The organism is Paenibacillus macerans (assembly GCF_050565405.1).
GTDB lineage: Bacteria > Bacillota > Bacilli > Paenibacillales > Paenibacillaceae > Fontibacillus > Fontibacillus macerans_B.
In genome coordinates this window covers 1-18,906 of the sequence record NZ_JBNYYG010000042.1, presented here as the reverse complement: position 1 = coordinate 18,906, position 18,906 = coordinate 1, and the positions used below count along the sequence as shown (strand labels likewise).

Genomic DNA, 18,906 nt, shown 5'->3' with positions numbered 1-18,906 from the left:
ATGTGTAAAATATCTCATTAGAATAGGGGGTAAACATGACCGATTCACAGACACAAGATCCCATCTTCGACATGTACATCTATGAGACTACCGGACAGCTAGAGCGGTTGGAAAACATCATTTTGGAATGCGATAAACACTCCCGGTTCTCCATAGAGGCTATTCATGAGATCTTTCGAATCATGCACACGATAAAAGGCTCCTCCACCATGATGCATTACGACAATATTGCGGCTTTGGCGCATGCGACGGAAGATCTTTTTTCGTGGATCCGCAAGCAGGAAACGGAGGTGGAGGGCAACCGCTCCCAGGTTTTGTCCGATCTGCTGCTGGAAGGCGTCGATTTCACCAAGGTGGAGCTGCACAAGATTAAGAACGGGGTGGACGCCGGAGGAGATGCCGAGCCGCTCATCGGCCATGTCCGCGATTGTCTTGACCGGTTCGAGCATCCGACGGCGGACGACGCCGCTTCGTGCCCGGAGTCGAATCTCTGCCGGTACGAAGCGGTGGTGAGCCTGGAGGACGAAGGCGGGATGGAGAACATCCGGGCTTATCTGATCGTACAGCAGCTGCAGCTGGTTTGTCCTGCCGTCTTATCGGAGCCGGCGGATTTGACCGGGGATGAAAGCGCTGCCGCACGGATCCGGGAACAGGGACTACGCCTGCGCATGGCTTCTGCTGCGTCGCTTGAGGCGCTGCATCAGGCCTTCTCCGGCATGAGCGGAATCAAGGACGTCCAACTGCTGCCCGCCAGAGAGGACAACCCGGTTTCAAGCCCGGTTGCCGCCGATAACGACCTTACTTCTGCGGAGAAGGAAACCGAGAAGGCAGACCAGAAGCGCTGCGGCCGGGTTTCCAGCGGCGGTCAGGCCACGGCAGCCGCCGCTTCGTCCGCATCCAACTATATCAGCGTTCATGTCGCCAAGCTGGATGAGTTGATGGACCTGGTGGGGGAGTTGGTTATCGCCGAAACGATGGTCACGCACAACCCGGATTTGGACGGGCTGGAGCTGGGGCGGTTTCAGAAAGCATCGTCCCATTTGGGGAAAATTTCGCATGAGCTCCAGGACAAGGTGATGTCGATTCGACTGGTTCCCTTGCATGCGACCTTCCGCAAGATGGAGAGAATCGTCCGCGATATGACCAGAAAGCTGGGCAAGGAGATTCGCCTGGAGCTGATCGGGGAGGAGACCGAGGTCGATAAGAAAGTCATTGAGCATATCTCCGATCCGCTGATGCATCTGGTGCGAAACGCGATCGACCACGGCATCGAGAGCGGCGAGGCGCGGTTGGCCGCCGGGAAGCCCAAGGCCGGCACGATTACGCTGGGGGCGAACCATACCGGCAACGAAGTGCAGATTTTTGTGAGGGACGACGGCAAGGGGTTGGATAAGCACAAAATTTGGAGAAAGGCGCAGGAGAACGGACTGGTTCGGGGGGAGACGGAAATGACGGACCGGGATGTTTACAACCTCATTTTTATGCCGGGCTTCTCAACCAAAGAGACAATTACGGAATACAGCGGGAGGGGCGTCGGCATGGATGTCGTTACCCGCAGCCTGGAGGCGGTAGGAGGAACCGTATCAGTACATAGCAATCTTGGCGAAGGGACGACCATGACCTTCAAGCTGCCGCTGTCTTTGTCGATCATCGACGGCATGAACTTTCGCGTCGGCGCGACCCGGTTCACCCTGTCGACGACGTCGATCAAGGAGTCCTTCAAAGCGCGGAAGGAGGATCTTCTGCAGGATCCCGACGGCCGCGAAATGATTCTGGTGCGCGGGCAGTGTTACCCGGTCCTGCGCCTGCATAAGCACTACGGCATCGCTTCGGACGTGCGCCGGATCGAGGACGGCATCCTTATGATGATCGAGCAGGAGGGGAGAATGCTTTGCTTGCTTGCGGATGAATTGCTGGGCCAGCAGCAGGTGGTTGTGAAAGCGCTGCCGGTATATTTGCGGAAAATGGGAAATGCGGATAGTCTGATGGGCTGTTCGCTGCTTGGCGACGGGAGCGTCAGCTTGATTCTGGACGGAGCGGGATTGTTGCGCGCCCGTTCGCATAACGAAGCGCATGCGTCCGAAGCGAGCGTTGTTCGCTCCTGAATCGTTTGAAGCAACGCCCACAACATTTAGAGGAGATGGAAAAATGGCCGACATGGGGGTACGGGAAGAAGAGGATTCCCTGACCGACTCGCTGCGGGACAAGTATCTGACTTTCCTGGTCGAGCGGGAGCAGTATGGGATTGAAATCAAATATGTGACCGAAATCATCGGCATTCAGCTGATCACGGAGGTTCCGCAGATGCCGGACTATATCCGCGGCGTCATCAATTTGCGCGGGACGATCATTCCGGTCATGGATGTGCGCATCCGTTTCGGCAAGCCGCCGAAGGCGTATTCCGACCGCACGTGCGTGATCGTGATCGAACTGGGGGACTTGGCGATCGGACTGATCGTCGACAGCGTCTCGGAGGTACTGTCGATCGATACTGCCGACATCGTGCCCCCGCCGGAACTGTACGACGGAGGCAACCGGTTCGTGGCGGGCATCGGCAAGGCCGGAAGCGCGGTGATGCTGCTGCTGGACTGCAACCGATTGCTGAACGAACAAGAGATCGCGGTAGATTCAATTATCATGAACTAATAGAATCTGGAGGAATTGTCGATGAGATGGCTGTATAACATGAAAATCAGCAACAAGCTAATTGCTTCTTTCGTTTTGGTGGCTCTGTTGGCCGGCGTCGTGGGGACGATCGGGCTGTTGAACATTAAAAATTTGGACCGGGATTACGGTCTGCTGTTTACCGATTACGGCATTCCGATCGGGGACATGGGCGAGGTGGGCATTACGTTCAACAACACGCGGGCCACGATCCGGGACGCATTGATTACTACGGACAGCCAAGAGGTCGAAGCGGTGGTGCAGAAGCTTGCGGAGCAGGAAAAGCAGATGTTGGCCGGCCTGGACAAATTCGAGGGAAAGATTCAGACGGAAGAAGCCTTAGCCGTGTTCAAAGAGCTCAAGGAGAACTTGGCCAGCTATAACGTTTTGAGGGATAAAGTCATCCTAATGGTGCATTCCGGACAAAAGGAAGCGGCCACCGAGCTCTTTTACCGGGAAGGCACGCCGATCATCGGCGCAGTGGAAGCGGATATCGACCGCCTGTTCGAGGACAAGCGAACAGGCGGCTTGGAATTATCCGCCGAATTGTCGGCGCAGGCCGATAGCACGATTACGACGATGATCGTCATCGTGATCGTTACGGTAGTCGCGGCCGTGTTGTTGGGCGTAATTATCGCGCGCATGATCAGCAAGCCGGTTACTCACTTGATGGTTTCCGCGGAGAAAATCGCCGCAGGCGATCTGGATGTTCGGATCGTGAACGAGCATCGGGACGAGATCGGCGTTCTTGCGGCAGCGTTCCGCAAAATGACCGACAACCTGAATGAAGTCATGACGAACATTCAGACGGCTTCCGAGCAGGTGGCTTCCGGCTCGAAGCAAGTCTCGGAGGTCAGCATTGCCTTGTCGCAGGGAGCCACGGAGCAAGCGAGCTCGATCGAGCAGCTGTCCGCCTCCATCGAGGAGGTCGCTTCGCAGACGAAGCAAAATGCCGGCAATGCGGAGCTGGCCAGCCAGCTGGCGGAAACGACGAGAACCAACGCCATCATGGGCAGCGAGCAGATGGACGAGATGCTGAAGGCGATGGACGGCATCAACACGGCATCGGAGAGCATCTCCAAAATTATCAAGGTAATCGATGAGATCGCCTTCCAGACCAATATCCTGGCGTTGAACGCGGCGGTGGAGGCCGCCCGGGCCGGTCAGCACGGCAAAGGCTTTGCCGTCGTCGCCGAAGAGGTGCGAAATTTGGCGGCCCGTTCGGCCAATGCGGCCAAGGAGACGACCGGCATGATCGAGGATTCGGTCAAAAAAGTCGGGGACGGCACGAAAATAGCCAATGATACCGCTGCCGCGCTCAAAGCCATCGTCTGCGACGTGGAGAAGGTGGCCAATTTGGTCGGCGACATCGCCATCGCCTCGGGAGAACAGGCGTCGGGAGTCAACCAGATCAATCAGGGGATCATGCAGGTATCCCAGGTGATTCAAGCCAACTCGGCGACCTCGGAGGAGGGAGCCGCGGCGAGCGAGGAGCTGTCCAGCCAGGCTGAGCTGCTGCGGGAGCAGGTGGAGCGGTTCAATTTGCGCAAAGGAACCCGCCATTACGGTTTCAAGGGCCAGGAGGAGGTTCATCCCGACGTGATGCGCATGCTGGAACAGATGGCGGAGAAGAACCGGGGAAGTAAGGCGGGGGAGACGGAAGCTGAACCCAAAGCGGCACGGCCGAACCGAATTGTCCTGAGCGACCGGGAATTCGGCAAATATTGAGGAACGGCGGCGAAATGGCCGGGCCAGGGTAACGGATCCCCGGCTCGGCCTTATTTATTTGATGAACACGCCGCCGAACGGAAGCGCTTCGCGCAAGAAACGCCGCACGATGCCGTCGTCCGACTGCAGGTCCCGCACGATCTCCAAATCCCCGGCACCGCCGGATTGGATGAGCACAGATCCTCGTCCGGTCATTTTCCATTGGTAGCGCATATGCTGGCTGGCCAGATGGTTGCCGTACACCGACAGCTCCAGCTTGGCGTTCTCCGGATAAGCCAGCACCCGGCCGGCTTCGACGTACAGCGGCTCTTCAGGGTGAAGCGGCAGCTCCAGGACCTGGCCTTGCGTCAGGATGCCGATTTGCCCTTCGCCGGAGAACTTGATCTTCACCGCATCGCGGGTAATCATCATGTTCTTCATGCTGAGGATGCGGGTTTCCATGCGGACGCCCTCCGTATAACAAAACAACTGCCGAAAGTCGTACAGCAGGTCGCTCTCCTCCGCCAACCGGATCGTCTTCAGTCCGATGGAGGGAGGGAAGGCGGCCACCAGCTGGCTAGGACCGGTAAAGTCGGAACGGATCCATTTGCGTTTCCGGTAGATGCCCTTCATATTCATCAGCTTGTCGCTACGGTTCTGAGCAGGTCCGCGGTAAGCGATCACTTGTCCGGGATGCAGGACATGCAGTTTGTCGGTCTCGTCCAGCTCGAAGGTTACCGCTTGTCCGCACAGGCCCGTCGATTCTTGCTGGTCTTGGATTCTCATCTCGGTTCCCTCCTGGCGGCAAGACTTCATTAACGGCGAAGGGCCAGTCGAATGACCCGCAATACGATAAAATAGCCGGCAACGAGGGCAAGGGCGGTGTACAGCAATATCCGGGTTTTGCGGGCATTCGCGTCCCGCATGTGTTGCGCCTCCGTTAAAGCCGATACGGTCGCGGTTAACTCCCGATTGTGCTCCATCAACTGTTCGTTTTGCAGCCGGTAGGTCTCCAACGTGCCTTGCGCTTGTTCCAGCTTGTCCAAAGTGACCTGATAATCGGCTTTAAGTTCGTTCACTTCGGCGGGAAGCTGAGACAATTCCTTAACGCCATTAACTAAGTCGTCGAAATAGCCTGCATCAGCGCGATGGGGGTTCCCGAACGATAGAACGCCGATGAACGATACGGCCATCAGCCAGATAGGTATACGGAATCGGTTTTGCCTCAAGTTCTCCACCTCCTAACAACTATTACGTATGGCGAGACGGAAAGGTTTCTATGCAAAAAAGGCCTCTTCCGCCGGAAATGCCCAGTCCGCGGAACGGCCTCTTTTTGTCGTATTTTCCGTTTCGGAATCCTCGGATTAAGAGGTATAGGCTTGCTGCCGACGAAGATACATGATCGCGACAGTTCGCGGGCCGCAGTGGCAGGAGATGGCGCATCCGCCTTCAATGATGGCCACTTCTTTGGCGTCCGTTTTGTCCAGCAGCGTCGTCTTGATAAAGTCGGCGGCTTTTTCCGCCAGCGTCTGTGCGACGATAATCAGATCCCGATCCACTTTGTGAAAATTATCGATGAAATGATGGAGCATCCGTTCTACGGCTTTTTCGGTTTTGCCCCGGTATTTATCGGCGGAAATGACCAACCCCTCCTTGACCTTCAAGACGGGCCGGATTTTGAGCAGGCTGCCGATCATATGCTGAACGCTGGAAGCCCGGCCGCCCTTGTGCAGGTAATCGAGGCTGTCCACGAGCACCTCGATCTCGACCCGGTCCCGCATTTCCTCCAGCATGGCGACCAGTTCTGCCGCGCCGGCGCCGCGTTTGGCGGCTATGGCAGCTTTGAGTACGAGCAGCGCTATGCCTCCGGAAACATTCAGCGAATCGACGACGTGCACGCGGCCCTCCGGGAATTCGCCGGCCGCAATCCTTGCATTTTGGTAAGTGGATGAGAGTTTGGAAGACATGCTGATGTATACGATCGTTTGCCCCTGCTCGATCCACGGTTCGAAAGCGGTCATGAAATCGGCTGGAGAAGGCGCCGCCGTACGCGGCAGGTTCCCTTCCTCGGCGACCCTCCGGTAAATGTCGGCCGTGGTGATTTCCAGCCTATCCCTGTAAGCGGTCTCGCCGAACACGACATAAAGCGGCACGATGCCGATATCGTATTGGGCAGCCCAGGTCTCGGGTACGTCCGAGATGCTGTCTGCGAATATTTTCACGAGTGTCAATACATTTCCCCCAGTTAGCTTTAGTATCAGTATGAATGCTCCAGCTTTCTTTGAATTATAGAGGAGCCCGGAGCGATTAGCAAAAAAGTTAGGCTTAGGATAACCCAAGGATGGATCGCTATTCCTTGTTCCAGATGAATTGCTGGCGGTATTTGCGCGGGGACAATCCTTCCATTTTGGTGAAGCAGGCGGTAAAATAAGCGGCTTGGTTAAAACCGACCTGTTCCGCGATTCGCTCGATGGTATGGTCGGTTTGCAGCAGCAGCAACTTGGCCTGCTGAATGCGCAGGCGCAGCAAGTAAGCGGCGGGCGAGCAGCCAAAAGCCTTCTGCATGCAGCGAGCAACATAAACCGGGTGGAAATTGATGCTTTCCCCCAGTAATTTGGCGGAAAAGGGTTCGCGATAGTGCTCGCGCAAATACGATGCCGCCTTTTCGGCGCAGGCCGATAGGGGGGAGGGGCCCGCGTCCATGGCGGAAGCGGAAAGCTCCACGATCACGTTCTGGAACAAGGCCTGCTGCCGCAGGCGGACGCTATTCAGATGGATGCTGCGGTTCATCAGCGTCAACTCGTCCAGCAGATTGATGATTTTTTGCGGCTGGGCCAGCTTCGCGAACTGGGGCAGGGGGACGGTGTAAGAGGTGGGGGTGAAGGGCGGCAAAGCAAGTCCCGGGATCTCCTTGTCCGCGGAAGGCCAGCCGGATTGACGATATTCTTCCTCCTCGACGACCCGCCAATCCCCCAGAAGCTGAAAATGCAGCCAATGATGCAGCGTATCCACCCGGCAGCCCTGATACGCATAGTGATAACAGTCCGGCCGCAGGATCAGGGCATGGCCGGCCGGGATCTCGTAATCCCGCCCTTCCTCGCCGACATATAAACAACCGTGTACGACGACGAGCAAATCGAAAGCGCCGATGTTCTGCCGGCTGGGATGCTTGCCGCCAGTCGGGATCACCGCCGAGCCCCCCACGATGTAATGAGGCAGGGGCGGGGCGGTAAACTCAATAATGGGAGGCATATCATGCCAACTCCTCTTAGGTTGGAATATTGAAAGATTCGGTTGATTCTTTAATACATCAATACCAGTATAGCATCTATAATTTGATTCATGCTAACTAGACAAGAGAGAACGCGCATCAGGGCTTCTCTGTTTTACGGGAGGTTGTAATAGTGAAGAAAGTCAAGGACGACGAGAAGAACAAATTTTCCCTTTGGCTGCTTGCCTGGCCGATATTCATCGAGTTGTTCCTGCAAATTTTGCTCGGTACCGTCGATACGCTGATGGTCAGCCGCATATCCGACAATGCCGTGGCGGTGGTCGGTTTCTCCAACCAGCTGTTTAACGCGCTCACCACGTTGTTTGCCACGGTGGCGAGTGGGGCGGGCATCGTGATTGCCCAGAAAATCGGCTCGGGGCGGGAAGAGGACGCTCGGACCGTTGCCATCATCGCATTTAAAGTGACCGCGGCGATCGGGGTATTCCTCAGCGTGCTGCTGATCGCCGTGCCGGGACCCATCGCCACGATCCTGCAGCTGCCGGACGAACTGCTGCCGCTGGCCCGAATATACATTTCCATCGTCGGCGGGGGCATGATCCTGACGGCGATGATTTCCATGCTCGGGACCGCGATCCGCAACACCGGCAATACGAAAGGGCCGATGTTTACGGCGGTCGGCATGAACGTGATTCACATTATTCTGAACTACTGTTTTATTTTCGGCGCCTTCGGCTTCCCGCAATGGGGACTGACCGGCGTGGCCATTTCCACCGTTGTCAGCCGCTTGATCGCCACGGTCGTGCTCTTGCTGATTTTCCTCGGCGCGTTTCAGCGGCGGATCGGCTTCCGGGATTTCCCGCTGTTCGACCGCAAGCTGTTTAAGGAGATATTGGTCATCGGCTGGCCGCTTGGCGTAAACTCGGCGAGCTGGGTATTCTCGCAACTGGCGATCTTCTCGTTTCTCGCGGTGCTGGGCTCCACGGAGCTGGCGGCCAGAACCTACATGAACACCTTGGAGTCGTTTTGCTTCATGCTGGGCTTCTCGCTGGCCATGGCGGCGCAGATCCAGATCGCGCATCTGTACGGCGCGGGCAAGACGAAAGAGGCTTATCGGGCCGTCTACCGCGTGCTGGCCTTCGGGCTGCCGCTGGTGATCGTGAACGCCTTTATCCTGGTACTGTTTGGACCGAAGCTGCTGGGATTGTTTACCCGGGACGGCGAAATTCTGGCCCTTTGCACGTCCCTGCTTTGGCTGAATCTGCTGCTGCAGCCGGGCAAAATGATCAATATGGCGCTCGGCAACTCGCTGAATGCGGTAGGGGATACGAGATATACGATGATTGTATCGTTGATCTTCATGTCGCTTGTGGCTACCGGCTGCTCTTACCTGTTCGGGATCTCGCTGGGTTGGGGGATCATTGCGATTTACGCCAGTATGATCAGCGACGAATATATCCGGGGCGTGTTCTCCTATTTCCGTTGGAGAGGCCGCAAGTATCTGCGGAGGAAAGAGGAAGAATTGGCCCGGGAGCAAGGGCTTGGGCAAGAACAGGGGTTAACGCAAGGGTCAACGTCCGTCGACGGCCTGGCCAGTCCGGCGCTGTAGTTCGCTTATCCGGAGGCAATGGAACCTAAGTTTATGAAAAAAGAGCCGCAGGATCTTCCCCTCAAGGGAGCCTGCGGCTCTTGCACGTTCTTTTATTTTACTTCTTCTTTCGTCCGGTCGGGCAGCTGCTGCACGTAGCTGTCGGAAAGGCGAAGCAGTTCCAGCGCGTGGTTATATTCGCTTTCGGTCGTCAGCGCTTGCTGCACGCCGTCTTTGGCCAACGGGTATTGCGTGCCGTCGTTGTACCAAACCCCCGGCATAAACAAAGCCTGATTGTTCAGGAACGAACCGGAAGGCAAGTAATAACGCTGCGGGAGCAGATTGTATTCGGTCTGATTCAGGATATCCTCGCCGAAATGCAGGTGGTTATCCAGTTTCACGCCAAGCAGATTGGCTACCGTCGGCAGGATGTCGACCTGACCGCCGACGTTCTCCATCACCGCCGGGCTGTCAACGCCCGGAGCGTGAATGACCAGCGGAATGTTGATCATGTCGATATAGCTGTATTCGCGGCCGTAGATTTCCTGCATCAGCTCCAGGCCATGTTTGTCGAGGGAATACATCGGCAACCCGAGGTGATCGCCGTAAATGGCTATGACGCTGTTATCCCAGATGCCTCTTTGTTTCAAATCGTCGATAAACTGTCCCAGCGCGTAGTCGGCATAGCTTTGCGCCCGGAGATAGTCGCCGACCATGTTGTCCTGGTAACGTTCGGGCAACACGATTTTGTCCTTGTCATGCGGCGTAGTGAACGGATGATGCGCAGTCATGGAAATGACTTGGCTGTAAAACGGCTGGCCGGTTTGCTGCATCTTGCCCAGCTCTTCCGCCGTCTTCTTGTACAGCACTTCATCCGAAGGGCCGAAGAAGACCATATCGTCCGTGCCGAACCATTTCTGGTCGTAATAGCGGTTGAAGCCGATCGCGTCATACAGCTCCCCGCGGTTCCAGAAATCGACGACGTTCGTATGGAACGTCGCGGTATCGTACCCTTGCTCCCGCATCAATTTCGGCAGACTCGGCAAATCCTTGTCTGGATAGCTTTGCGTCGCCGCCTCATTGTAAGGAATGTAGAACGAAGTGTTCACGACAAACTCGGCATCGGACGTATTGCCTTGTCCGACCATTTGATAAAAATGCTTGAAGTAGATATTGTCCTTCACGAGCTTATTCATGTTCGGCGTCACTTCCTGGCCGTCGATCTTTAGGTTGATCAGGAAATTTTGGAACGATTCCAGCTGGATGATGATCAGGTTCTTGCCCTTGGCGGCCCCGAAATATTTCGGCTCGGCCAGCGGGGTGATGCCTTTCAGCTGATCGATTTTCGCCTGCGAGATTTGGTTCTTGTCCACCAGGCTTTCCTTCTTGGCGCTGGAGAAAATCGTATAGGTCTCGTAATTCAGGATGCCCATTTGTTCGGCCTGCTTGATCTCGTTCATGCTGGCGCGGTTTGGCCATACGTTGAAGATGCACAGCAGGAGCGAAGCGGCGAAGATTCCGGTTATGACTCCGGTGCTGGCTTTCTTCATATTAAACATCGCTTTGAGTTTCTCGGCTCTTTTCTTGCGGAACAACCAGAAACCGATAATCACGATATCCAGGAAGATCACCAGGTAATACGGAGCAAGCAGGGAGAATACGCTGTTCTTCACCGCGGTCACCTGATTGACCTGCTCAAGGGCGTGATAAGTCACCATGACCCCGTAATATTTATGATACATGATAGCCGCAAAGAAGATGGCGGTAACGATCAGGTTGACGGTTAAATAAAGGCCGATCTTACGTTTGGAGGAGAACCATTCAATCAGGCAGAACAAAACCCAAATAAACGGGATTTCCTTCAGCAAAGGCCCCCAAGCAGGAACTCCATCAAAAATGGCCGACCATACAAGGTAAATCTTCAAGATCATAATGACGGAGAAAAAGACAAACGGCTTGATGTTGGCGAGCCGGATGCGATTGAATTGTGGCACGACGTTATCCTTCCTTTCCGCAAAAGCGCAATTCCTTTAGTTAAATTTAATACTGGCTTTACAATTTTGACGCCCTTAATATAATACATGAAATGAGGGTAAGAATAAAATAAATCAATTCACTCGTTTAACAAGATATTCCAACAAATCGGCGGCGTAACGACCGTTAACCCGGGTTATTGACGTTTGGCGGCTCTTTTTGGTAAATTAAAGGTATTCCTTCTTAACAAGGATGGCTTTTTGAACTACCGTTTTGAACTACCCCTTGATAGGAGAGATTTTGATGTCGGTGAATGTTCTTAACTAATCAACTTCATAAGGACTGACAGGCAAGATGCAGGAACGTGCCTCTTTTAGCGAGATGAGCTATAAGGGTGCCCGGATTTTCCCGTACGCTTGTATCGGTCTATGAATGTAGTTAAGAACACACGCGGAACATCATGCAGCGCCTGAAACGCTGTCATTCCTTAAACGTAGGAGCCGTGCTGTTTTCAGCACGGCTTTTTTGTTTTTTCGGGAATGGCATGGAGGGACAGGTCTAGGCAAAGGATGGCATACGTGCTGTCCTTTGCCTTTTTTTTGGTCGACGGAAGGAAGAATCCGATTTGAGGAGGTCATGGACATGGAACAATTTTCGAGAAGTACGCTGGAATATGAAAGCATCAAACAGGATTTGCTGTCTTTTGCGGTATCCTATGCGGGCAGAAGCCGGATCGAGGGGCTTGCGCCGATGGAGGAGAAAAGGGCGATCGAGCGGGCGCTCGCGGAAACGGCGGAGGCGCTGGCCTTGTACGGCAAGGGGGCAAGCGTGCCGCTGCCATCGCTCGAGGGAATCGAACTGGTGGTGTCGCTGCTCGGTACAGGATATTTGTTTACGGAGCAGGATTTGATGGCGGTACAGACCTTTCTGCACAGCTGCGGGCAGCTGAAGAAATATATGGCCGCCAAAGGGGAATTGGCCTGGAGGATCGGCGCATACGCAACCGAGTTGCGGGATTTGCCCGCGCTGCAGCAGGAAATCCTGCGCTGCATCCGGCATGGGGTGATCACGAATGAAGCAAGCCGGGAGCTGGATAAAATCCGCAAGAAAGCCGCAGTGATCAAGGAGCGGATCCAGAAGAAGCTCCAGTCGGTCATGGCCCGCCATGCCGGCATTTTACAGGAGAACATCGTCAGCGTGCGGGGAGGCCGCTACGTCATTCCCGTCAAGAAGGATTATTACAAGCAGGTGAACGGCCGCATGCTTGACCAGTCCACCAGCGGACAAACGGTGTTTATCGAGCCGCAGGAGGTCTCGGCGCTGCAAGGGGAACTGGAGCTGCTGCTGGGCGAAGAAGCGCGGGAGGAGGCCAAAATCCTCGGTTACCTGGCGGGACTGGTCGAGCGCGAAGCCGCCGATCTCGTTAGAAACATCGAGATAACGGGGACATACGATTTCATCTTCGCCAAGGCCAAATATGCGGCGGCCATCGGCGGCGTCCCAGTGGAGCTGAGCGAGACGGGGGAGACGGACATTCGCGGCGCCAAGCATCCGAAGCTGCTGCAGACGATGGTGCCGCTGGATATAGCCATCGGCTCCGGTTATCGGACGCTGATCATCACCGGTCCCAATACGGGCGGTAAAACCGTCGTGCTCAAGACGTTTGGCCTGTTGGCCTTGATGGTGCAGTCCGGCATGCTGGTGCCGGTAGCGCCGGGCAGCCGGTTTGCGGTGTACCGCGGGATTCGCGCCGTGATCGGGGACGGGCAGAACCTGGAGCAGTCGCTGAGCACGTTCTCCGCACAAATCACTGCACTCGTGCAGATGCTGCGGGAAGCGGGACCTTCGACGCTGCTGTTGATCGACGAGTTGGCGGCCGGAACCGATCCGGGCGAAGGGATCGCCTTGTCGATCTCCATTCTGGAGGAATTTGCGCGCAAAAGCGCCACGGTGATGGTGACGACCCACTTCAACGAGCTTAAGACGTTCGCCTCCCGGGCGGAGGGGTTCCAGAACGCGCGGATGGAATTCGACGCGGAAACGCTGCGCCCGCTGTACCGTCTGACGATCGGGCAGGCCGGACGCAGCTACGCGATCGAAATCGCCCGCAAGTTGGGCATTTCGGGCGGGATCATCGAGCGCTCGCAGCATATCGTCAGCCGCCAGCAGTCCGCCGAAGGCAACGGAAGCGGAGCGCTCTGGGATGAGATCGTCCCGATGAAGCAATCCCAGCCGCCGTCGGCGGCAGAGGGGTGGCGAAAGCGCCGCGAGGGCGACGAGCAAAGCTCCGGAGAAGAACGGCAAGGGGGCGCTGCAGGATATGAGAAAAAAGACGAAAGCAAAGCAAGAAGCGTGAAAACAGAAGTAGGCGCGGTTCAGGAGACCGTCGAAGCGTCGGCGCCCAAGCAACCGCGCCGGTTCGAGGTGGGCGATGCCGTCCTGGTCACCTCGCTCGGGAAAATCGGCATCGTTTGCGAACCGCCGGATTTCCGGGGGATGGTCGAAGTGCAAGTCCAGAAGCGAAAGCTGAAAGTCAATCATAAGCGGCTGAAGCCTTACATCAAGAAGGAGGAGCTGTACCCCGACGATTATGATTTCGATATCGTCTTCGATTCGAAGGAGAACCGGAAAAAACGCAAGCTGATGGGGAAAAGGCATGTGGAAGGGCTGGAGATCGTCAAGCCGGGAGAGGAATAACCGTTACGTTCCGGAGAAGGAAAACATCGGATCATAGCCCAAAAAAGCAGCGGCTCGGGAAAACCCGGGCCGCTGCTGACGTTTGGCGGGAGGACTCGCGGTGGCATGTCCGCATCGAAAAATTCAACGAATCCGATTCCCGTCCAGGAACGTATTACTTGTACAGCATCCAAATTTTAGGCGTTAGCCGCAACGGTCAGTTGGTCCGTAAGCATGGAGACGAAACGTTCCAGAAACGCTTGGTCCTCTGCGTCAAACCGCCCTTTGCTCGGACTGTCGATATCCAGCACGCCCAGCAAATGTCCGTCTTTGACGATCGGCACGACGATCTCGCTGTTCGATGCCGCGTCGCAGGCAATGTGGCCGGGGAAGGCATGAACATCCTCGATACGGAGCGTCTCTTTGCGCTCGGCGCTCGTTCCGCAAACTCCCTTGCCCAGCGGAATCCGGATGCAGGCCGGAAGCCCCTGAAACGGCCCGAGCACCAACTCGTTACCGTCAAACAAATAGAAACCGACCCAGTTGATATCATCCAAATAAAAATTCAGCAAAGCGGCGGCATTGGCCAAATTGGCGACCTGGCTGCATTCTCCGGCGATCAATGCCTGCAGCTGGGACAACACCGCATTTTGCCGCTCCGCGCGGGAGCCTGAATAGTCGTTTGCGTGAAACATGGCGTTTCCCCTCCTTGATATCGCCCCCGGGCTCGATACCCTGGCGGCGGCAATAAAACTATTATAATGATAATTTTTGTCGAGAGATAGCGCCTGACTTGGATGAAGCTATCGATTTTATTACAAACTCCGACACAGAGTGCTAATTTTTATCAAATTTGCAAAATATGTTTTTTGGCATCATGCGGTAAAATAGGGTAAAGATAAAAGAAAAGGTGATTTTTATGGTAACTCATACCTTAAAAGGCGCTCGCCGTAACGATAAAAAAATCAATAACGATCTCAAAGCGACGATCGAGCATCTGCGTCTGGAATTGATGAATGCTGTCGTCGAGGACAATTTCAGCAGCGGAACCGTGCTGGAATTAAGTCAGCGGCTCGATCAGTATATCGTGCAGGCCCAAAATCAGATGCTCGGCAAATAAGTGGCGGCCGGCTCCTCCGGAACGAGAAACCGCTCGATGAAGGACTGCACTTCTTCGGCATAGCGTTTCGGATCCACGCCGTAAGCGTTGGCATGGACGGCGCCTTCGACCAGCAACAGCCCTTTGGGTTCGGGCTTCTGCCGGTAGAGCTCCCGGCTCATGTAGGTAGGCACATAGTTGTCCTCCGTACCGTGGATAAACAGCACCGGCAGCTTGCTTTGCTCCACCGCTCTGATCGGGCTGACCTGATCCAGCCGAAAACCCGCTTTGCGCTGCAACAGTTTGTTGACGAGCGGCAGTAGCGGCGAGGCGGGAAGCTTATTCAGCTTGGAGATTTGATGCCGCATCAGCTCCGTTAAATCAGAATACGGGCAATCGGCGATCACGAATTTGACGTTCGGATGCGCGATGCTGAGATATTCCAGGACGGTTCCTCCGCCAAGGGATTGGCCATGCAGGCCGATCGAGCAATTTCCCCCGTAATTCTCCAGAATCCAATGCACCCAGGTCTCCACATCGTATTTTTCCTGAAACCCGTAGGTCGTATATTTGCCTTGGCTGCCGCCGTGACGGCGCTGATCGATCAACAAGATATTAAAGCCCGCCTCCTGAAACATATCGATATATTGCGTCGAGGCGAGCAGAGATACGGTGTAGCCATGTACGATAATCATCCAGCGCCGGCTCTCGGGAAACAACTCCAGTACGTATCCGCTAAGCTGCAAGCCGTCTTTCGACATCACTTGGACCGGCCGCTTGGGCAGGCGTTCGAATTTGTCCCGGGTATAGACGCCGGTTCGTTCCAAATATTCGTAAATGCTCTCATTCGTCTGCAGTCGCATCTGGGTGATCTGGCGGACCGCAAATCGCGGCAGCCCGCTGACGACTAACACGATCAGCAGCAATGCCAAGATAACGATCGTGAAAACCATGAACGTTGTTTCCTCCCTTTTATTTACCTATCCGTTGGGATCTCTTTATGTGCACTACGCTACTTCTAATAGTATCACCGAAATGCAAGGAGGAAAATCGCCCTTCTGGAGAAATTTACCGAAATCCCCCTTTGACGAGCCAACCTCAATGTGATTAGCTATTATCATGCCTTATTCGAAGGAGGAGGAGAACGAGTTTCATGTATAGATGCGGCGGGGATATTCCCATGCTGGAAAGCGAAAGATTGCGGTTGCGAAGGATGGAGCGCAGCGATGCCGGAGTCATGTTCCGCTACTGGAGCGATCCGGAAGTAATTAAGTACATGAATCTTCCTCCCTTTGCATCCGTGGAAGATACGTGGGAAATGATTAATCTGCTTAACGGTTTATCGGAAAGCGAAGATACGCTTCGGTTCGGCATCGAACTGAAGGAAGAAAAAAAGCTGATCGGCAGCTGCGGCTTCAACGTCTGGGAATTATCCGGGGCATATCGCGGAGAAATCGGCTATGACCTTGGCCGGGCATACTGGGGCCATGGATACATGTCCGAGGCGCTCCGGATGCTGCTCGCCTACGGCTACGAGACAATGGGGCTGAACCGCATCGAGGCTTTGGTCGACCCGCGCAACGCCCCGTCCCGGAAGCTGCTGCAAGCGTTCGGATTCACGGAAGAGGGGCTGCTGCGGCAGTACCAATGGACGGAAAACGGTTTTGTCGATCTGCTGATGTTTTCCCTGCTCAAAAAAGAGTACTATACGGGAGGAGTGATCTCATGATGAGGGATGGGAATTCGCCTCGGCATTGGCTGCAGGCTTTGGATCCGCTGAGCAAGCTGGTCGCCCTAATTTGCTTGGCCATGCTGGCCATGCATTGGGATGATCCGAAGCTTTTGGCGGGCTTGCTGCTGGCTTTGGCGGCGGCGGCTTTCGAAGCCGGAATGACCTGGCGGCGCCTGCTGCGGCGAATGGGATATATCGTCGGATTCGGCCTGCCCTTGTTTGCGATAACCGCGATCGCCGTACAGGCCGAGGGAGGCGGGCCGGGTGCCGGTCCGCTGCCGCTCTCCGCCGGTGCCCTTGCCACAGCCGCGGCCGTGACGCTGCGGATGTTCTGTTTGTTCTTGTCTTCGTTAATCTATATCGAATCGACCGATCCCAAAACGTTCGTCGTCATGATGACCACGCGACTGAAACTTCCTTACCGATTCGTGTTCGGCGTGTCGATGGCCTTGACGTTTCTGCCGCTTTTGGCCGAGGAGGGAAGACTGGCGGGGGCTGCACGCAAAATTCGCTTGGGCCGTCGGCCGAAGGGGATTGCGGAACGATCGGATTACTGGCGGGGCCGGTTGCTTTCCGTATTCGCCGGCGCGATCCGGCGCGTGGAGCAAACCGCGGGCGCGATGGACGTCAAAGGGTTTGGCGCTTTTCGCGAGCGCACGTTTTTGCGGGAAGCCCGGCTGCGTGCCTCCGGCGTTTGGGTGATGACGTTAAGTCCGGTCTTAACGGCAGGGTTGTGGCTGTTGACGGCATGATTGGGGGGACCTTGGAGCAAAAGGGGACTAGAAGGAAAGAGGGGCTCGAAACCGTCCGCGCGCGTAAAGGTGTCTTGCCGGAAGGCCGCAAGCCCTGCTGCCATGCGGAAAAGCGGCGTATACGCAAAAAAAGGACTTGACGCGGATTGATTGTTAACCTAAATTATCAGTTGTGGTTAACAATTGCTTGGCGAGAGGATGAGGCAAGAAGATGAAGGCTACGAATAACAGCAAGGTATTTTCCCGCTTTACGACGTTGGATATTGTGCTGATGGCGATGTTGGCGGCGGCCAATGCCGTGATGACGGTGTTTTTGTCCCCGGTCAACCAGGCGTTGAACGGGCTGGGCGGACCGATCGCCACCTCGACGATCACCGGCGTGTATATGATTTATGGTCTGCTGGCGTATTACATTATCCGCAAGCCGGGGACGGCGCTGATCACCTACGGCATTGGGGCCGTCGTACAAGCCTTTATGGGGACGGCGTACGGCATTTTGTCCTGTTTTGTGGCCGCGGCTTGTTATCTTGTCGTTGCGGAGGCGGTGTTTGCCATCGTCCGTTATAAGAAATGGAGCTGGAGCGTGCTGCTTATTACGGGAGGGGCGATGGTGCCTTTGTGGTTCCTGTTTGCGGCCCAGATGTTCGGGTATACGAAATGGGGCGCCGACATTCTGATGATCGCGCTGGCCGTGCGGGTGCTGAGCGGTATCGTACTCTGCGGCTTGCTGACCAAACTGCTCGGCGATGCGTTGGTACGCAGCGGTTTGCTGCGCCGGTTTGCGGCGAGCCGAGGGGCGGAAGCTTGACATGACGCTTCCGGCTTTGGAGCTGCGGAACGTGAGTTATACGTTCGAGCACGGAAGGGCTCCGGCGGTAAACGGGATCACGCTCACCGTGGAACGCGGGGAGTGGGTGGCCATCGTCGGAGCGAGCGGCAGCGGCAAATCGGCCCTGGCGCAGCTGATCAGCGGTTATCTCCCCCGGGCCGGGGGAGGGAGCCGTACGGGCCGATTGCTCGCGGACGGCGTCGATCCCGCGGAAGCGGAGATCGGCGAGGTGGCCGGGCGCGTCGGGGTCGTGTTCCAGGACCCCGACGCGCAGCTCGTGCAGGGCCGGGTCGAAGACGAGGTCGCCTTCGGCCCGGAGAACCTGCGCGTGCCCACCGCGGACATTGAGCGGCGGGTCGCGGACGCGCTGGCGGCGGTGGCGTTGACGGAACGCCGCCGGGACCGCGTCCACGCGTTGTCCGGCGGCGGACGGCAACGCACGGCGATCGCGGCGGTGCTGGCCCTGGAGCCGCCGATCCTCGTCCTCGACGAGGCGGCGGCCAGCCTCGACGCCGCCTCGCGCCGGCGGCTGCTGGCGCTGCTGCGCCGCCTGCACGGCGAAGGCCGGACCAGGAAGCGAAGAAACTGATCGCGGAAAGGCGGCTCAGCCTGAAGGAAATTTGTTACGAGGCCGGTTATAAGGATCCCAACTATTT

17 protein-coding genes are annotated in these 18,906 nt (G+C 56.0%); 10 read left to right on the top strand and 7 right to left on the bottom strand.

Annotation, left to right across the window (positions count from 1 at the left end; translation table 11 throughout):
* The first annotated feature begins 35 nt into the window (after positions 1 to 35).
* The 3 genes from ACQ4N8_RS20350 to ACQ4N8_RS20340 are packed head-to-tail and all read left to right on the top strand — an operon-like array spanning position 36 to position 4,392.
* Positions 36 to 2,105 carry a chemotaxis protein CheW gene (locus ACQ4N8_RS20350; RefSeq protein ID WP_430706174.1) on the top strand — a complete coding sequence of 690 codons (2,070 nt, stop codon included), beginning with the start codon at positions 36 to 38 and terminating at the stop codon, positions 2,103 to 2,105.
* Between the two features lie 43 nt (positions 2,106 to 2,148).
* Positions 2,149 to 2,646, top strand: a complete 498-nt coding sequence (locus ACQ4N8_RS20345) for a chemotaxis protein CheW (protein WP_430706173.1) — start codon at positions 2,149 to 2,151, stop codon at positions 2,644 to 2,646.
* A gap of 21 nt (positions 2,647 to 2,667) precedes the next feature.
* On the top strand, positions 2,668 to 4,392 hold the full coding sequence (locus tag ACQ4N8_RS20340; RefSeq protein ID WP_430706172.1) for a methyl-accepting chemotaxis protein: 1,725 nt from the start codon (positions 2,668 to 2,670) through the stop codon (positions 4,390 to 4,392).
* Between the two features lie 54 nt (positions 4,393 to 4,446).
* Here ACQ4N8_RS20340 and ACQ4N8_RS20335 read toward each other — a convergent pair whose 3' ends face one another.
* The 4 genes from ACQ4N8_RS20335 to ACQ4N8_RS20320 form a co-directional block, all read right to left on the bottom strand.
* A complete protein-coding gene (locus ACQ4N8_RS20335; protein ID WP_430706171.1) occupies positions 4,447 to 5,157 on the bottom strand; it encodes an AIM24 family protein in 711 nt (236 codons plus the stop codon).
* A gap of 29 nt (positions 5,158 to 5,186) precedes the next feature.
* Entirely contained in the window at positions 5,187 to 5,600 is a 414-nt protein-coding gene (locus ACQ4N8_RS20330; protein WP_430706170.1) for a hypothetical protein, read from the bottom strand.
* 135 nt (positions 5,601 to 5,735) lie between these two features.
* On the bottom strand, positions 5,736 to 6,602 hold the full coding sequence (locus ACQ4N8_RS20325) for a DegV family protein (RefSeq protein ID WP_430706169.1): 867 nt from the start codon (positions 6,600 to 6,602) through the stop codon (positions 5,736 to 5,738).
* A 118-nt stretch (positions 6,603 to 6,720) separates the two neighbouring features.
* Positions 6,721 to 7,623, bottom strand: coding sequence for a helix-turn-helix domain-containing protein (locus tag ACQ4N8_RS20320; protein ID WP_430706168.1), 903 nt, complete (start codon positions 7,621 to 7,623; stop codon positions 6,721 to 6,723).
* Positions 7,624 to 7,775: 152 nt separating this feature from the next.
* On the opposite strand from ACQ4N8_RS20320, the gene ACQ4N8_RS20315 reads away from it, so the two are divergent.
* On the top strand, positions 7,776 to 9,209 hold the full coding sequence (locus ACQ4N8_RS20315) for an MATE family efflux transporter (protein ID WP_430706167.1): 1,434 nt from the start codon (positions 7,776 to 7,778) through the stop codon (positions 9,207 to 9,209).
* 92 nt (positions 9,210 to 9,301) lie between these two features.
* Here the strand turns inward: ACQ4N8_RS20315 and ACQ4N8_RS20310 are convergent, their stop codons facing one another.
* Complete coding sequence (locus ACQ4N8_RS20310; RefSeq protein ID WP_430706201.1) at positions 9,302 to 11,119, bottom strand: LTA synthase family protein; 1,818 nt, start codon at positions 11,117 to 11,119, stop codon at positions 9,302 to 9,304.
* Between the two features lie 685 nt (positions 11,120 to 11,804).
* Here ACQ4N8_RS20310 and ACQ4N8_RS20305 point away from each other — a divergent pair.
* Positions 11,805 to 13,859: an endonuclease MutS2 gene (locus ACQ4N8_RS20305; RefSeq protein WP_430706166.1), complete on the top strand. Its 2,055-nt coding sequence runs from the start codon at positions 11,805 to 11,807 to the stop codon at positions 13,857 to 13,859.
* Between the two features lie 176 nt (positions 13,860 to 14,035).
* Here the strand turns inward: ACQ4N8_RS20305 and ACQ4N8_RS20300 are convergent, their stop codons facing one another.
* Positions 14,036 to 14,533, bottom strand: a complete 498-nt coding sequence (locus ACQ4N8_RS20300) for a GAF domain-containing protein (protein ID WP_430706165.1) — start codon at positions 14,531 to 14,533, stop codon at positions 14,036 to 14,038.
* A gap of 224 nt (positions 14,534 to 14,757) precedes the next feature.
* Here ACQ4N8_RS20300 and ACQ4N8_RS20295 point away from each other — a divergent pair, with 224 nt between their 5' ends.
* A complete protein-coding gene (locus ACQ4N8_RS20295; protein WP_430706164.1) occupies positions 14,758 to 14,958 on the top strand; it encodes an aspartyl-phosphate phosphatase Spo0E family protein in 201 nt (66 codons plus the stop codon).
* Here ACQ4N8_RS20295 and ACQ4N8_RS20290 read toward each other — a convergent pair.
* Positions 14,940 to 15,890: an alpha/beta hydrolase gene (locus tag ACQ4N8_RS20290; RefSeq protein WP_430706163.1), complete on the bottom strand. Its 951-nt coding sequence runs from the start codon at positions 15,888 to 15,890 to the stop codon at positions 14,940 to 14,942. The two genes, ACQ4N8_RS20295 and ACQ4N8_RS20290, sit on opposite strands and share 19 nt — an antisense overlap.
* A gap of 200 nt (positions 15,891 to 16,090) precedes the next feature.
* Between ACQ4N8_RS20290 and ACQ4N8_RS20285 the strand changes: the two genes are divergently transcribed.
* The 4 genes from ACQ4N8_RS20285 (at position 16,091) to ACQ4N8_RS20270 (ending at position 18,839) form a co-directional block, all read left to right on the top strand.
* Positions 16,091 to 16,666 carry a GNAT family N-acetyltransferase gene (locus tag ACQ4N8_RS20285; RefSeq protein ID WP_430706162.1) on the top strand — a complete coding sequence of 192 codons (576 nt, stop codon included), beginning with the start codon at positions 16,091 to 16,093 and terminating at the stop codon, positions 16,664 to 16,666.
* The gene (locus ACQ4N8_RS20280; RefSeq protein WP_430706161.1) at positions 16,663 to 17,421 is read left to right on the top strand and encodes an energy-coupling factor transporter transmembrane component T family protein; all 759 of its coding nucleotides are present in this window, start codon (positions 16,663 to 16,665) and stop codon (positions 17,419 to 17,421) included. The genes ACQ4N8_RS20285 and ACQ4N8_RS20280 overlap by 4 nt, the downstream gene beginning before the upstream one ends.
* Positions 17,422 to 17,632: 211 nt before the next feature.
* Positions 17,633 to 18,229: an ECF transporter S component gene (locus ACQ4N8_RS20275; RefSeq protein WP_430706160.1), complete on the top strand. Its 597-nt coding sequence runs from the start codon at positions 17,633 to 17,635 to the stop codon at positions 18,227 to 18,229.
* 1 nt (position 18,230) lies between these two features.
* Entirely contained in the window at positions 18,231 to 18,839 is a 609-nt protein-coding gene (locus tag ACQ4N8_RS20270; RefSeq protein WP_430706159.1) for an ABC transporter ATP-binding protein, read from the top strand.
* Positions 18,840 to 18,906: the final 67 nt, after the last annotated feature.